Here is a 13,779-nt window from a genome sequence, read left to right as displayed (position 1 = left end):
TTGAGGGGCTGAGGGTGACGTCGGACAACATCTTCGTCGAACGATTCGAGCTTGGCGGCACCGGTCCGACGGTGGCGGTCAAGGATTGCATCGACATCGCCGGCAAGCGCACCAGCGTCGGCAGCGAGGCGCTGTCCGAAGCGCCGCCGGCGGCCGCGCACGCAGCGGTGGTCGCCGCGCTGATCGCGGGCGGCGCGCGCATCGTCGGCAAGACCAACATGCACGAGTTCGCCTATGGCGTGACCGGCGTGAACCGCTGGCTCGGCACCCCGATCAATCCCAATTTTCCCAAGCTGATCCCCGGCGGCTCGTCGAGCGGATCGGCGGCGGCGGTCGCGGCGGGGCTCGCCGAGATCGCGATCGGCACCGACACCGGCGGCTCGATCCGCATGCCCGCCACCTGCTGCGGCGTGTTCGGGCTGAAGCCCAGCTTCGGCCGGGTCAGCCGCGAGGGCTGCATTCCGGCCGATTCGAGCCTGGACTGCGTCGGCCCCTTCGCGCGTGACGTGGCGGGGATCGAGACGGCGATGGCGCTGATCGACCCGACCTTCGTCCCCGCCGGCCGTCCGGCGTCGGTGCGGATCGGCTGGGTGGAAAGCTCGGCCGACGCCGAGATCGCCGAGGCCGTCCTCGCCGAGCTGCGGCGCAGCGGGGCGGAGATCGTTCCTGTCGACCTGCCGGGCCTCGACCAGGCGTTCGAGGCGGGCATCACGATCATGGCGGCCGAGGCCTGGTCGACCTTCGGCGACCTCGTCGAGGATCCCCGAATCGGCGCCGACGTCCGTGCCCGGCTGCTCGGTGCAAGCAAGGTCTCGGCCGCCCAACTGGCCGAGGCCGAGAAGATGCGCACCCGCTTCATCGCGGCGGTTGATCAGGCACTGGCTGGGGTCGACGCGCTGGCGTTGCCGGCCCTGCCGGCGCTGCCGCCCGCGCTCGACGACCTCGGCGATGCTGCGCGGATGCTGCGCCTGACCTCGCTGATCCGGCCGTTCAACGTCTCGGGCCATCCGGCGCTGGCGATCCCGCTCGCCGGGCGACCGGTCGCGATCCAGCTCGTCGGCCGCCGCAACGACGACGAGACGCTCTGCGCAGTCGGCGCGCGCGTCGAGCAAGGCCTCGCGGCATGACGATCGAACAGGAGATCGCCGCGCTCCGCGCCGAGCTGGCCGACCTGCGCGCCGAGCGCGAGGTGCGCGCCGTCGTGATGCGCTATTTCCGGCTCTGCGACACGCTGGGTCCCGACACGCCGCTCGACGAGCTCGGCCTGTGCTTCACCCGCGACGCGCTGTGGGAAGGGCGGGGCCGCTACCGCAAGGCGTTCGGCCGTCACGAGGGCCGCGACGCGATCGTCGCAATGCTCGGCAGCTATGCCGTGCCGGTCGCGCATTTCGCGATGAACGCGCATTTCCTGTCGACCGAGACGATCACGATCGAGGGGCCCGCAGCGGCGGTCGGCCAATGGTCGATGCTGCAGACCTCGACCTATCGCGACGGCCGGTCGGACCTCCGCTCGGCCGCGCTGACGATCCGCTGCGCGGTCGAGGACGGCGCCTGGCGGATATCCCATTTCGTCACCGAGAATCTTTTCGCCCGCGATGTCGACCATTGGTCCGACGCCGCACCCATCTCCGTCCCTGACGTTGCGTCAAAGGAGCCATCATGAGCACAGACTTCGCCACCCTGGTGCGGGACGATCGTGTCCTGACGCCGATGTATACCGACGAGGCCATCTTCGAGGAGGAGATGGACCGGATCTTCAAGAGCACCTGGGTCTGGGTCGCGCACGCCAGCGACGTGCCCGCCGGCAACACCTTCAAGACCTCCTGGGTCGGCCGCGAGCCGGTGATCGTGACCCGCGACAAGCAGGGCAAGATCCACACCCTGCTCAACCGCTGCCGCCACCGCGCCGCCAGCGTGTGCGAGAAGCGCAAGGGCAAGGCCAGCGTCTTCGTCTGCCCCTATCATGGCTGGAGCTACGACGTCGACGGCACGCTCCGCAAGGTGCCGCACATCAACGGCTATGGCGAGGGTCTCGACACCGCCGACTATAGCCTCGTGTCGCTGCGCACCGAAGAATATAACGGGATGATCTTCGCCACCTTCAAGGACGACATCCAGCCGCTGGTCGACTTCCTCGGCCCGGCGAAGAAGTGGATCGACCTGTTCATGAAACAGGGCGGCGGCTACGGCGTGAAGACGCTGGGCGAGCATCGCTTCCGCTTCCCGGGCAACTGGAAGATCCAGCTCGAGAACACCACCGACGCCTATCACTTCCCGATCGTCCACAAGACCTTCCTCGACTCGCTCGACCCGGAGGCGGAGAACGTCTTCCAGGTGCTGGCGCATGGCGGCTGGGTCGAGGACCTGGGCAACGGCCACAGCGTGATGGTCATGATCCCCGACCTGATCGACCTCGAGGAGAATCTCGACGCGCCGATCCCGCAGCGCTTCGAGGAGCTGGCGAAGGAGCTGGCGGCCGAGGGTATGCCCGACGAGCAGGTGCGCCGCGTCGTCCGCGCCGTCGGCGGTTCGGGCTTCAACCTGAACCTGTTCCCCAACGTCGCCTGCTCGATGGCCTTCTTCCGCGTGCTGCGCCCGATCGAGGTCAACGAGACCGAGATCATGCACGTTGCGATCGGCATGGACGGCGGTCCGGATGCGGCGAACCGCATGCGGCTGCGCCTGCACGAGCATTTCCAGGGCCCGATGGGCTTCGGCACCCCCGACGATGCCGAGGGCTGGGAGCGTGTCCAGCGCGGCGCGCGCGCGGGCCAGGACCTGTGGATCATGGTCAATCGCGGTGTCGACGCGCCGGAGGGCGTCGCCGCGCCGGGGCATAATGCCGGTGACGTCAGCGCCGAGACCGGCATGCGCGCCGCCTATCAGATGTGGAAAAGGATGATGACCGCGTGAGCACGATCGCTGAACCCCTGAACCGTTCCGAGGCGGCGGCCGCGCCGTCGCTGCAGGACGCGATCCAGTTCGTCTGGGCCGAGGCCGACATGCTCGACCGGCTCGACTACAAGGCATGGCTGCCGCTCTGGACCGAGAATGGCCGCTACATCGTTCCGACCGAGCGCGACGTCAGCGACTATGATGACCGGCTCAACATCGTCAACGACGATGCCGAGATGCGTCAGGCGCGCGTCAAGCGGCTGCTGTCGGGTTTCTCGATGTCGTCGGCACCGCCGGCGCGCACGGTCCGCACCGTCTCGCGCTTCGTGCCGGTCGCGGTCGAGGACGGCGCGATCACGCTGCGCGCGGCGATGATCATGGTCGAGTATAAATATGAGCGGATGCGCACCATGGCGGCCGACGTCGTCTATCGCATCGTCTCGACCGCCGACGGGCTGAAGCTCGACCGGAAGATCGTCACGCTGGTAAATTGCGACGATTACCAGCATGGTATCGGCTATCTTCTGTAACCCTTGAACGCTTCGGGCCGGCCGGTCCGAAGCGTCTCACCATTCAGGCGAGGTCGATGAGCATCGAACGACAAGCGGCGCGTTTCGTCGAGGCCCGCAGGGCCGCCAGCGGTTTTTCCGATTATCCCGGCGCGCTGCCGGCCGATCTCGACCAGGCCTATGCCGTTCAGCTCGCGGAGATCGGGCAATGGCCCGATCGGATCGCCGGCTGGAAGGTCGGCCGGATCGCCCCGCCGCTGGTCGAGACGCTTGGCGAGGACCGCTTCGTCGGCCCGATGTTCGCCGCCACCATCCTGAGCGCCGGTGCGACCAACGACTTCGCCGCGATCGAGAACGGCTTCTCGGCGTTCGAGGCCGAGCTGGTGATCGTCGCCTCGGGCGATGCGCCGGCCGGCAAGACCGACTGGACCGCCGATGAGGCGGCCGATCTGGCGGGCGCGATGCACATCGCGGTCGAAGTGGCTGGCGGCCCGTTCGCGGCGGCCAACGACCTTGGCCCGCTCACCACGATCGCCAGCTTCGGCGGCAATAACGGCCTGGTCCTCGGGGCTGAGATCGCCAACTGGCGCGCGCTGTCGTTCGATGCGATCCGCTGTATCACCACGATCGATGGCACGGTGGCGGGACAGGCGCCGGCCAGTGCGATCCCCGGCACCCCGATCGCGGCGTTCGCCTTCGCGCTCGCCCGCACGGCACGCATGGGCCGGCCGATCCGCAAGGGCGACCTGATCTCGACCGGCGCGATCACCGGCGTCCACGCCGTCCGGATCGGCCAGCGCTGCACCGCCGACTTCGGCGACTTCGGCGCGATCGCCTGCACCGTGGTCAAGGCGGCTCACCAGGGCTGACGCCCAACCCGTCATGCTGAACGTGATTTAGCATCCGGAGCATCGAGCATTATATCTGATCCGCTCGTCCTGAGCAGGGCCTGAGCTTGGCGAAGGCCCAGTCGAAGGATTTTTGAGCCTCGCATAGCCCTTCGAGATGGCATTTCGACTGCGCTCAATGCCTCCTCAGGGTGAGCGGAAGTGGTTGCATCGGATACAACGCTCGATGCTTAGAGACGCAACGCCGCGCTTCCTGTTCCAACGCTGCGTTTCTGAATCCCGGATCAGGTCCGGGATGACGATCAGGCCGTGATCACCACTCGCTGAGATTGTTGAAGATCGATTCCATCAGCCGGTTGAGGCGTTGCTTGTCGTCGGCCGCGATGGTGCGGAACGCCTGGACGTAGAGCTTGTTGGCGATCGTCCAGGCCTCCTGCCGCGCGGCGAGGCCGCGTTCGGTCAGCGACACTTCGGTCACCCGACCGTCCGACGCTCGCGCTTCGCAGGTGACGAGGCCGTCGGCCTGCATCCGCTGCACGATCTTGGTCATGGTCGGCAGCTTGACGATCGCCAGCTCGGCGATCTCGCTCACGCTCGTCGCCTGACCATCCTTGAGGCACATCAGCACCCGCCAGCGCGACACGTCGAGCTCGACCCGCTTGAGCGCCGTCTCGAGCCGCTGAAGGTAGCGGCCGACCGCCTGCGTCATCCAGAAGAACGGCCAGTCATGCGGGTCGAACCCCGTCGCGTCGGGGGGAGGGCTGTCACGCAGGGCGTTGTCCATCATGCTCGTCGCTCTCTCCCCCTTTTGCCGACGGCGCAAGCCCGTTTTCATCGTCGCCGGCCTCCCGGATCAGCGCATGAAGAGGCCGCCGTTGATGTCCCAGGTGGCACCGGTCACGAAACCGGCGTCGCGGGCGCACAGGCGCGCGACGATGTCGGCGATGAACGCCGGCGTGCCGAGCTGGCGAACCGGGATATTCTCCAGGAAGCGAGGCATTGCCTCTTCGGAGATGGTGCGGTGAACCATCGGCGAATCGAGCGGCCCCGGCGCGATCGCGTTGGCGGTGACGCCGAAGGCGGCCAGATCGCGCGCGAACACCTTGGTGAGCGTCAGGATCGCGCCTTTGGACGCGGCATAATGCGCGCCTGTCGCCGTCCCGCCATTCTGCCCCGCGAGCGAGGCGAGGTTGACGATGCGGCCATAGCCCTGCGCCTTGAACACACGGCCGAACACCTGCGACCCGACGAAGGTGCCGCGCGCGTTGACCGCCATCACCGCGTCGAACTCGTCGGGGGTGATGTCGAGTACCGGCTTGGCGGCGGTGGCGGCGGCGTTGTTGACCAGCCCTTCGACCGATCCCCAGCGCGCCACCAGCGTGTCGCGCGCAGCCTCGAACGAGGACTGCTCGCGCACGTCGAGGGCGATACCGATGGCGGTCGCCCCACTCGGGTCGAGCTCGGCGGCCAGCGCCGCGGCGGCGGCGGCGTCGAGATCGCCGATGCCCACGCGGAAGCCGCGCTCATGCATTCCGCGTGCGATCGCCGCGCCCAGGCCGCTCGCGCCGCCGGTGACGAGGACGACGTCGCCGCCGCTGCCCTGCGTCATGCCGGGATCACCAGCTCACGGCCGATCCGCGCCTCGACCCGCATATATTTCCACAGGCGATACTCGCCGACCTCGATGGTGCGGAACAGGTTGCAGGCCGCGACGGCGGTCTCGCGATCGGGAACCTCGGCGAGGATGTAGAAGGTCCAGGGCCAGCCGGTCGGCGAGGTACCGACCATCGTCTGGTCGTCGTCGATAGTGCCCAGGATCTCGACGCCCGGCAGGTCGCGGATGCCCTTCAGCATCTCGCCGGTCGCCGCCCACACCTTGCCGATGTCGCCGGCGGGAAGATCGAAGAAATTCTGCAGCACGGCGCCGCAGAAGAGGACGCGAAGGCGCTGTTTCTCGGTGGTCATGAGGGTCGTCCTTTCCAGTTCAGGGATATCCGGGAGGGGATTCGAGGCCCAGCAGCACCTTGCCGGCATTCTGCCAGGTGGTGTCGGCCAGGAAGGCGTGTTGCGGGATGACCTGCGCATCCTGCATCAGTTGCGCGATCCAGTGATTGGCGAAGACGCCGGTCGTGCCGGCCATGCGGTAGATGTCGAGGGTGATGTCGGCGCCGACGCGCGCGGCGTTGGTCGAGGCGAGGCGGAGCAGGGCGCGGGTCTCGATACTCAGCTCGTCGCCCGCGACCAGCGTCGCATAGGCTTCCTCGGTGATCTCGTAGAAGAAGGCGCGAGCCGAGCGCAGCGCCGCCTCCGCCTTGGCGATATCGGTCTGCACATAGGGGCGGTCGGCCAGGGTGGGCTGGCCGGTGATCGAGGTCCGCCCGCCGGCGAGGGCGGTCATCTGGTCCAGTGCGCTGCGTGCGATGCCGAGCCCGACCACCGCCAGCACCTGCGCCGCGAGCGGCATCGACGGATAGCGGTAGAGCGGGGTGTCGAGGCTCGACTTGCCGCCGCGCACGAAGGTCCACGCCTCGGGCACGACGACCTTGTCGAGCACCATGTCGTGACTGCCGGTGCCGCGCATGCCGATGACGTCCCAGTTGGGGACGATCTGGACGTTCTTGGCCGGGGTCACCGCGATCAGCGGCAGGCCGCCGGTGGGGCCGCCGCCCTCGACCTTGATGCCGACGCCGATGACCTCCGCACCGGTGCAGCCGCTGCCCCAGCTCCAGCGGCCCGACACTTCGAGCCCGCCTTCGACCGGCACCGCCTTCTGCGGCGGGAAGATGCCGCCGGCGAAGACCACGTCGGGACCGTTGGCATACATCGCCTCGAGCGTTTCGATCGGCAGCGCCGACAGATAGACCGCCGAGAAGCCGAAGCTGGCGACCCAGCCGGTCGAGCCGTCGGCCTGCGAGATCGTCTCGATCAGGCGCAGGAATTCGGCAGGGGACTTTTCGTCGCCGCCAAAGCGCTTGGCGACCATCGCACGATAGACCCCGGCCGCCTTCATCATCTCGACGACGTCGGCGCTGATCTGCTGGTTGGCGTTGAACTCGTCGCGCCGCGCGCGCGCCGCCGACAGCAGCGTTTCCAGCGCGGCCGTCCGGTCGCTCGGTTCGGGCTTCACTTGCTCCTTGGCGTCCATGCCGCGTGCTCCTGGCTGGTGGGATTGTCCTTCCCGCCAATGCTAAACATATCACTTGAAAAGGCAACTAATTTATGGCGTCCCCCGGAAGGGGAAAATGCCGCTTCCCGCTCAGGCCGCGGCATGGGCGGGCCGATCCGCGAGCGTGCGCGCATAGGGCCGGCATCCCCGCGCCAGCAGCCCCGCCGCGGCGATCGAGGCGCCGGCGACGACGATGCCCAGCGAACTGCCGACCGCCGCCGGGCCGCTGAACACATGGTCGTTGAGCAGGCCGACGAACAGCGATCCGAGCGTCAGGCCGATCAGCGAATTGCTGCACAGGAAGATCGCCGCGACGCGCGACCGCATCGCGGCCGGCGCGACGATCTGCATGACGGCGGTCGAGGGCGGCATCGGGAAGGAGGCGAAGAACAGCGCGACCGCGAGCAATGCCATGCCCGTTCCGAAATTCGGCGCGAAGGGCAGGGCGGCGGCAGGCAGCATGGTGCCCAGCGCGCCGATGATACCCGTACGGAACGGCGAGTCGGCGACACCGCCACTTCCGAGCCGATCCATGATCCAGCCGCTGGCGAGGACGCCGCCACCGCCGGCGACGATACTGACGATGCCGAGCCAAAGCCCCGCGGTGGCGGGATCGAGCCCATGGACACGCATCAGATAGGCCGGTGACCAGCCGAGCAGCGAGAAGAGCGCCATCGCCGCGAAGGTGTAGCCCAGAATGTGCGGCACGAAGATCGCTCGCTCGCGTGCAAGGAAGGCGATCACCGCAGTGAACGAGGGGTGGTCGGTTGTGCCGGTGCGGGCGGCGGGCGGCAGCGGTTCGCGCACCGTCAGGAAGATGATGGCGGCGAGCAGCAGGCCCGGCGCGCCGACGATCAGGAAGACCAGTTGCCACGGCCGGAAGGCGACCCCGGCGAAAGTGATGCTGTCGGTTCCACTGACCATCGCGATCACCGCACTGCCTGCGAGGAAGGCGATGCCCGAACCGAGGAAGGAACCCAGCGAATAGACGGCGACAGCGCGGCCCAGCTTCTCGCGCGGGAAGAGGTTGCTGATCAGCGAATAGGTGGCGGGGGAGAGCGCCGCTTCGCCGGCGCCGACGCAGATCCGCGCGAGGAACAGCGACAGGAAGCTGCGCGCCAGCCCGCAGGCCATCGTCGCCGCGCTCCAGAAGGCGACGCCGATGGCGATGATGAGCGGGCGCGAGGCGCGGTCCGACAGGCTGGCGACCGGAATGCCCATCGTCGCGTAGAACAGCGAGAAGGCGAGGCCGTGGAGCAGGCCGAACTGGGTATCGGTGATGCCGAGGTCTGCCTGGATCGGGGCGATCAGCAGGGCGAGGATCTGCCGGTCGATGAACGAGAAGATATAGGCCGTCATGCACAGGATGACGACATACCATCCCCGTCGTTCGTCTGGTTGCATCCCTGGCTCCTCGCTGCCCGCCGTTCGACTCCGCGGGTGGGTGGATTATATGTCACGTGAAATGGCAATAAAGATAGGCCATCCGTGCGGTGATGAGGGCCCCTCCCGCCATCGCCTGTCAATCCTCGCCGGAAAGGGCGCCGCGACATTGCTGCAGATTGCGGATCATCCCTGCCGATAGCGTATAGTGGTGCCGGCCGCGTCCGGCACAATGCTGGCAGATTTCGATCCAATGGGAGAATTCGGGAATGCGTGTCGCGGTATTGGGCGGGGGACATGGCTGCTACGCGGCGGCGGTTGAGCTGAGCGAGAAGGGGCACGAAGTCTGGTTCTGGCGCCGCGGCGCCGAGGCGTTCGCGCCGGTGCTGGAGAGGCGCAGCATCCGCATCCGGGACTCCAGGGGCGACCGCGAGGTCGCGATCGCGCACCCGACGCTGTCGCTGGAGGAGGCGATCGGCTCGGCCGAGGTCGTCGTGATCCCGCTGCCGGCCGACACCCATGAGGACCTGGCTGCTGCCTGCGCCCCCCATTGGCGCGACGGACAAGTCGCGTTTCTGCCGCCGGGCACGCTCGGCTCGATCCTGTTCGCGCAGGCGGCGCGCGCCGCCGGTAACAGCGCCGACGTCAGTTTTGCGGAGACAGGCACCTTGCCCTATCTGGTGCGCAAGCATGGCCCGGCCGAGATCGTCGTCAGCGCCTATGCCACCCGGCTGCCGACCGGCGTATTCCCGGCGCGCAACGCCGGCCATGCCTTCGGGCTGCTCGAACAGGTCTATCCGGCGATCGAGCGGATCGAGGACGGACTGTCGGGCGGGCTGATGAACGCCGGACCGATCATCCATCCGCCGCTGATCCTGATGAACGCCGGGCCGCTCGAATATTTCCCGGCCTGGGACATCCACAACGAAGGCACCCAGCCGTCGATCCGCGCGGTCACCACCGCGCTCGACAATGAACGGATCGCGCTGCGCGAGGCGCTCGGCTATCGCGCGCCGCACTTCCCGCTTGCCGATCATTACACGCTCGATGGCGACGAGTGGATGTACGGCAACGCCGCGCACGAGAAGCTCACCGACAGTGGCGACTGGCGCGAGAAGATCGATCTCAAGACCCATCGCTACATGCGCGAGGACACCGCGCTCGGCCTGTCGATGCTGGTGTCGATCGGCCGCTGGCTGGGCGTCGAGACCCCGGTCGCGTCCGGCCTGCTCGCCATGGCGTCGGCGATCACCGGCGAGGATCTCTATGCCGCCGGCCGCACGCTCGAAAGCCTCGGGCTCGACACGCTCGATCGCAACGCGATGAAGGACTTCCTGCATGATGGCATCTGAGGCGCTCCGGATCGGCGCGGTCGGCGCCGGGCGGATGGGGCGCGGCATCGCCGTCGCCTTCGCCCTGGCCGGCCACGCGGTCGTCCTGATCGACGTCAAGCCACGTGACGCCGAAGCCGCCGGACGGCTCGCGGCGGAGGCGATGCACGAAATCGGACAGGATTTCGCTTTCCTGAAGTCGGTCGGCGCGATGGACGATCGGGCGGTCGCCGCCGCGCTCGACCGTGTGAGCTTCGCCGGCCGCGAAGCCGCGCCGGCGGCGATCGCGGCGTGCGACCTGCTGTTCGAAGGGGTTCCCGAGACGGTCGACGCCAAGCGCCTATGCTTCGCCTTCGTCGGCGAGCATGCCCGCGACGACGCGATCATCGCCTCGACCACCTCGACGATCGACGCCGACACGCTCGCGCCGCTGGTGAAGGGGCCGCAGCGCTTCCTCAACGCGCACTGGCTCAACCCCGCCTATCTGATGCCGCTCGTCGAGGTGTCGCCCTCGGCCGACACCGCGCCTGAGGTGCTGGCGCGGCTCCGGGAGATCCTGACCGCGATCGGCAAGGTACCGGTCACCTGCCGCACCTCGCCAGGCTATATCGTGCCGCGCATCCAGGCGCTGGCGATGAACGAGGCCGCGCGGATGGCGGAGGAGGGCGTCGCCTCGCCCGAGGACATCGACACCGCGATCCGGGTCGGCTTCGGGCTGCGCTTCGCGGTGCTCGGTCTGCTCGAATTCATCGACTGGGGCGGGGGCGATATCCTCCACCACGCCAGCGCCTTCCTGTCGGAGGCAGTCGACGCTGGGCGCTTCGCTGCTCCCGCGATCATCGGCGAGAACATGGCGCAGGCGCGGCGGGGCTTGCGCGACGGGGCGGGTTTCTACGACTATGATGGCGTCGACGTCGGCGCCTATCGCAGCGGGAGGCTCGCCGATTTCGTCGCGCTGCTGCGCCAGCGCGACCTGATGCCGAAATTCGCCGATAGCGGGGAGCGATGATCGTCGACGCGCTCGCCGCCATCGTCGGCGCCGGCAACGCCTTCGGGCCCGATGCGGTCGAGCCGCGCTATCTCGACGACGAGACCGGCGGCGAGGCGGGGCGGCCCGTCGGGCTGGTCCGCCCCGGCAATGTCGATCAGGTCGCGGCGGTGCTGCGCTACTGCCATGCCGCTGGCCAGCCGGTCGTCGTCCAGGGCGGCCGCACCGGCATGACGCGCGGCGGCCTGCCGCGCGACGGCGAGCTGATCCTGTCGCTCGAACGCATGGCCGCGATCGAGGCGATCGACACCGATGCCGGGTTGATGACGGTCGGCGCGGGTTGCGTGCTGGAGGTCGCGCAGCAGGCGGCGGCCGATGCGGGGTGGCGGCTGGCGGTCGACATCGGCGCGCGCGGAAGCTGCACGGTCGGCGGGATGATCGCGACCAATGCCGGCGGCACGCAGGTGCTGCGCTACGGCATGATGCGCGAGCAGGTGCTGGGGCTGGAGGCGGTGCTCGCCGACGGCACGATCATCTCGTCGCTCGGCGCGATGCTGAAGAACAACACCGGCTATGACCTGAAGCAATTCTTCATCGGATCGGAAGGGACGCTGGGGATCGTCACCCGCGCGGTGCTGCGGCTGCGCCCGCCCGCGATCGGGCGGCAGACCGCGCTGTGCGCCGTTGCCGATTATGCGGCGGCCGTACGGCTGCTGGCGCGGCTCGAACGGGCGATGCCGGGGCAACTCTCGGCCTATGAGCTGATGTGGAGCGATTTCTTCGGCGCCGCCTGCGTCGCCAGCGGCCAGGGTTATCCGTTCGACGCGGCGCACGAACTGGTCGTCCTCGTCGAGACCGAGAGCGGCGACGACGAGGCGCTGCCGGTGGCACTGGAGGAGAGCTTCGCCGACGGTACGGTGCGCGACGCGCTGGTCGCCCGGTCGGAGCGCGACCATCAGCGCTTCTGGCGCTTCCGCGACGCGGTCGGCGAACTGGTCGGGGCGATGGCGATCGTCGAGCCCTTCGACGTCAGCGCACCGATCGGCGCGATTGGCGGCCTCGTCACCGAGCTGCGCGCGCGGCTGGCCAGGGAGGTGCCGGGCAGCCGGCCGATCTGCTTCGGCCATATCGCCGACGGCAACCTTCACCTCGCGCTCGAACTGGCCGAGGAGGCGCAGCGGCCGGTGGCGGAGGCGATCGTCTACGACGCGGTGCGCGCGGCCGGTGGGTCGGTGTCGGCCGAACACGGCATCGGCATCCTGAAGCGCGCCTGGCTCGGCCACAGCCGCAGCGTCGCGGAGATCGCGATGATGCGGACGATCAGAGCGGCGCTCGACCCCAAGGGGATATTGAACCGGGGGCGGGTGTTCTAACCGGCAAATCCTCCCCATCGCAGATGGGGAGGGGGACCGCCGTAGGCGGTGGAGGGGTGCGACAGCGAAGCTGGCGCTGCGCGCCAACCCCCTCCACCATGCTACGCATGGTCCCCCTCCCCATGCTGCGCATAGGGAGGAATTAGATCAGCACGGCCTTCTGCTGCGCAGCGTCTCCGACGGGCGGGAGCCATATTGGTGCCGGTAATATTGCGCGTAGCGGCCGAAATTGACGATGCCGCATTCGAGCATCAGCTCGGTCACGCTCGCCTCGGGACTGGCGTCCATCAGCGCGCTGTGGAGCTTCTCCAGCCGGTGCCGGCGGACATATTCGACCGGCGTCAGCCCCAGGAACTGGCGAAAGCCGTTCTGCAGGCTGCGGACGCTCACTCCCACCTGGTTGGCGAGATCGGTGACCGAGATGCTGTCGTCGAACGAGGCGTGGATGATGTCGCGGGCGCGGCGGACGTGCCAGGGAGAGATATCGTTGCCGTAAAGCGCGATCTGGTCCGAATAGCTGTTGCAATAGTTGCTCAGCAGCAGTTCGATCATCAGCATGGAATATTGACGCTGCGTCCGGTTGTTCGACATCAGCATCGGACCGTGCGTCGTCTGGTCGATCAGATGGTTGAGCAGGTTTCGCCATACGACCGGCAGCTCGCGTCCGCATTCGCGGCCCGGATAGAATACCAGCGGCCGGTTCGCCGGGATGTTCATGACCCGCGTCAGATACTCCTCGAAGGCCGACCGGGCGATCCGCACGGTCAGGTGCCGGCAGGCCGGCGTCATGTGAATGCGGATCGGCGCGCCGGGCGAGCTGATATGCAGGTTGTCGGGGCGGATCGACCCTTCCGATCCGCCGGCCCAGACCTCGCTCGTCCCCTCGATCGATGCATGGACCAGGAAATGCGCGTCGAGTTCGCCGGGGTCGATCCAGACGTCGGTGCCGTACTGGATGTCGACGATCTGGGTCGGCGCAACTCCGATGCAGCTCAGCTTCGCCGACATGCGCGACGGATCGCCCATGTCCATCCGGTGCGGGGCCAGCGTCTTGCCGACATAGTCGATGATCTCGCCCGGATCGTTCGACTGGAAATCACGCGTCGCCGTATGAGGGTCGTCTCGTGCCAGGGTCAGCATATCGCACCTCCTCCCACCGTACGGGCAGTGGCCGGCTCAGGCCGGTTCTGAGGCTAGGCCGGCCGGGACGGAAAGGACAATCCAAATTAGTTGAAATGTCAAGCGGTGGCCCCGGCCCCCTTTTGTTAGGGTGCGAGATGCGGATG

Annotated in this window: 14 protein-coding genes; 8 read left to right on the top strand and 6 right to left on the bottom strand. The window is 68.1% G+C overall.

Translation table 11 applies throughout. From position 1 onward, the window contains the following. Nucleotides 1-14 precede the first annotated feature (14 nt). Genes B5X82_RS23035 through B5X82_RS23015 form a run of 5 tightly spaced genes read left to right on the top strand, consistent with a single transcriptional unit; the run spans nt 15 to nt 4,273 of the window. Nucleotides 15-1,127: an amidase gene (locus B5X82_RS23035; protein WP_235862778.1), complete on the top strand. Its 1,113-nt coding sequence runs from the start codon at nt 15-17 to the stop codon at nt 1,125-1,127. Beyond that, the gene (locus B5X82_RS23030) at nt 1,124-1,663 is read left to right on the top strand and encodes a nuclear transport factor 2 family protein (protein WP_079650698.1); all 540 of its coding nucleotides are present in this window, start codon (nt 1,124-1,126) and stop codon (nt 1,661-1,663) included. Before B5X82_RS23035 ends, B5X82_RS23030 begins: the two co-directional genes overlap by 4 nt. Beyond that, on the top strand, nt 1,660-2,913 hold the full coding sequence (locus B5X82_RS23025) for an aromatic ring-hydroxylating oxygenase subunit alpha (protein WP_176152683.1): 1,254 nt from the start codon (nt 1,660-1,662) through the stop codon (nt 2,911-2,913). The genes B5X82_RS23030 and B5X82_RS23025 overlap by 4 nt, the downstream gene beginning before the upstream one ends. After that, a complete protein-coding gene (locus B5X82_RS23020) occupies nt 2,910-3,425 on the top strand; it encodes an aromatic-ring-hydroxylating dioxygenase subunit beta (RefSeq protein WP_079650693.1) in 516 nt (171 codons plus the stop codon). Before B5X82_RS23025 ends, B5X82_RS23020 begins: the two co-directional genes overlap by 4 nt. A 56-nt stretch (nt 3,426-3,481) precedes the next feature. Then, nucleotides 3,482-4,273, top strand: a complete 792-nt coding sequence (locus tag B5X82_RS23015) for a 2-keto-4-pentenoate hydratase (RefSeq protein ID WP_079650691.1) — start codon at nt 3,482-3,484, stop codon at nt 4,271-4,273. Nucleotides 4,274-4,565: 292 nt separating this feature from the next. On the opposite strand, the gene B5X82_RS23010 is transcribed toward B5X82_RS23015, so the two are convergent. The 5 genes from B5X82_RS23010 to B5X82_RS22990 all read right to left on the bottom strand — a co-directional run bounded on the left by B5X82_RS23010 (nt 4,566) and on the right by B5X82_RS22990 (nt 8,822). Continuing rightward, complete coding sequence (locus tag B5X82_RS23010; protein ID WP_079650689.1) at nt 4,566-5,039, bottom strand: MarR family winged helix-turn-helix transcriptional regulator; 474 nt, start codon at nt 5,037-5,039, stop codon at nt 4,566-4,568. 66 nt (nt 5,040-5,105) lie between these two features. Next, on the bottom strand, nt 5,106-5,861 hold the full coding sequence (locus B5X82_RS23005; protein WP_079650687.1) for an SDR family NAD(P)-dependent oxidoreductase: 756 nt from the start codon (nt 5,859-5,861) through the stop codon (nt 5,106-5,108). Further along, a complete protein-coding gene (locus B5X82_RS23000; protein WP_079650686.1) occupies nt 5,858-6,217 on the bottom strand; it encodes a hypothetical protein in 360 nt (119 codons plus the stop codon). The genes B5X82_RS23005 and B5X82_RS23000 overlap by 4 nt, the downstream gene beginning before the upstream one ends. A 19-nt stretch (nt 6,218-6,236) precedes the next feature. Continuing rightward, a complete protein-coding gene (locus B5X82_RS22995; RefSeq protein WP_079650684.1) occupies nt 6,237-7,397 on the bottom strand; it encodes an acyl-CoA dehydrogenase family protein in 1,161 nt (386 codons plus the stop codon). A gap of 111 nt (nt 7,398-7,508) precedes the next feature. Next, the gene (locus tag B5X82_RS22990) at nt 7,509-8,822 is read right to left on the bottom strand and encodes a spinster family MFS transporter (protein WP_079650683.1); all 1,314 of its coding nucleotides are present in this window, start codon (nt 8,820-8,822) and stop codon (nt 7,509-7,511) included. A 248-nt stretch (nt 8,823-9,070) separates the two neighbouring features. Between B5X82_RS22990 and B5X82_RS22985 the strand changes: the two genes are divergently transcribed. The 3 genes from B5X82_RS22985 to B5X82_RS22975 are packed head-to-tail and all read left to right on the top strand — an operon-like array spanning nt 9,071 to nt 12,493. Next, entirely contained in the window at nt 9,071-10,153 is a 1,083-nt protein-coding gene (locus B5X82_RS22985) for an NAD/NADP octopine/nopaline dehydrogenase family protein (RefSeq protein ID WP_079650682.1), read from the top strand. Next, nucleotides 10,140-11,141 carry a 3-hydroxybutyryl-CoA dehydrogenase gene (locus tag B5X82_RS22980; RefSeq protein WP_139385158.1) on the top strand — a complete coding sequence of 334 codons (1,002 nt, stop codon included), beginning with the start codon at nt 10,140-10,142 and terminating at the stop codon, nt 11,139-11,141. Before B5X82_RS22985 ends, B5X82_RS22980 begins: the two co-directional genes overlap by 14 nt. Further along, the gene (locus tag B5X82_RS22975) at nt 11,138-12,493 is read left to right on the top strand and encodes an FAD-binding oxidoreductase (protein ID WP_079650681.1); all 1,356 of its coding nucleotides are present in this window, start codon (nt 11,138-11,140) and stop codon (nt 12,491-12,493) included. Before B5X82_RS22980 ends, B5X82_RS22975 begins: the two co-directional genes overlap by 4 nt. A gap of 147 nt (nt 12,494-12,640) precedes the next feature. On the opposite strand, the gene B5X82_RS22965 is transcribed toward B5X82_RS22975, so the two are convergent. Next, nucleotides 12,641-13,633 carry an AraC family transcriptional regulator gene (locus tag B5X82_RS22965; protein ID WP_079650679.1) on the bottom strand — a complete coding sequence of 331 codons (993 nt, stop codon included), beginning with the start codon at nt 13,631-13,633 and terminating at the stop codon, nt 12,641-12,643. Nucleotides 13,634-13,779: the final 146 nt, after the last annotated feature.

This window comes from Rhizorhabdus histidinilytica (assembly GCF_900167915.1).
Taxonomy (GTDB): Bacteria; Pseudomonadota; Alphaproteobacteria; order Sphingomonadales; family Sphingomonadaceae; genus Rhizorhabdus; species Rhizorhabdus histidinilytica.
Note: the sequence above shows the minus strand (reverse complement) of the source record. Positions and strands in the feature narration are given on the sequence as shown.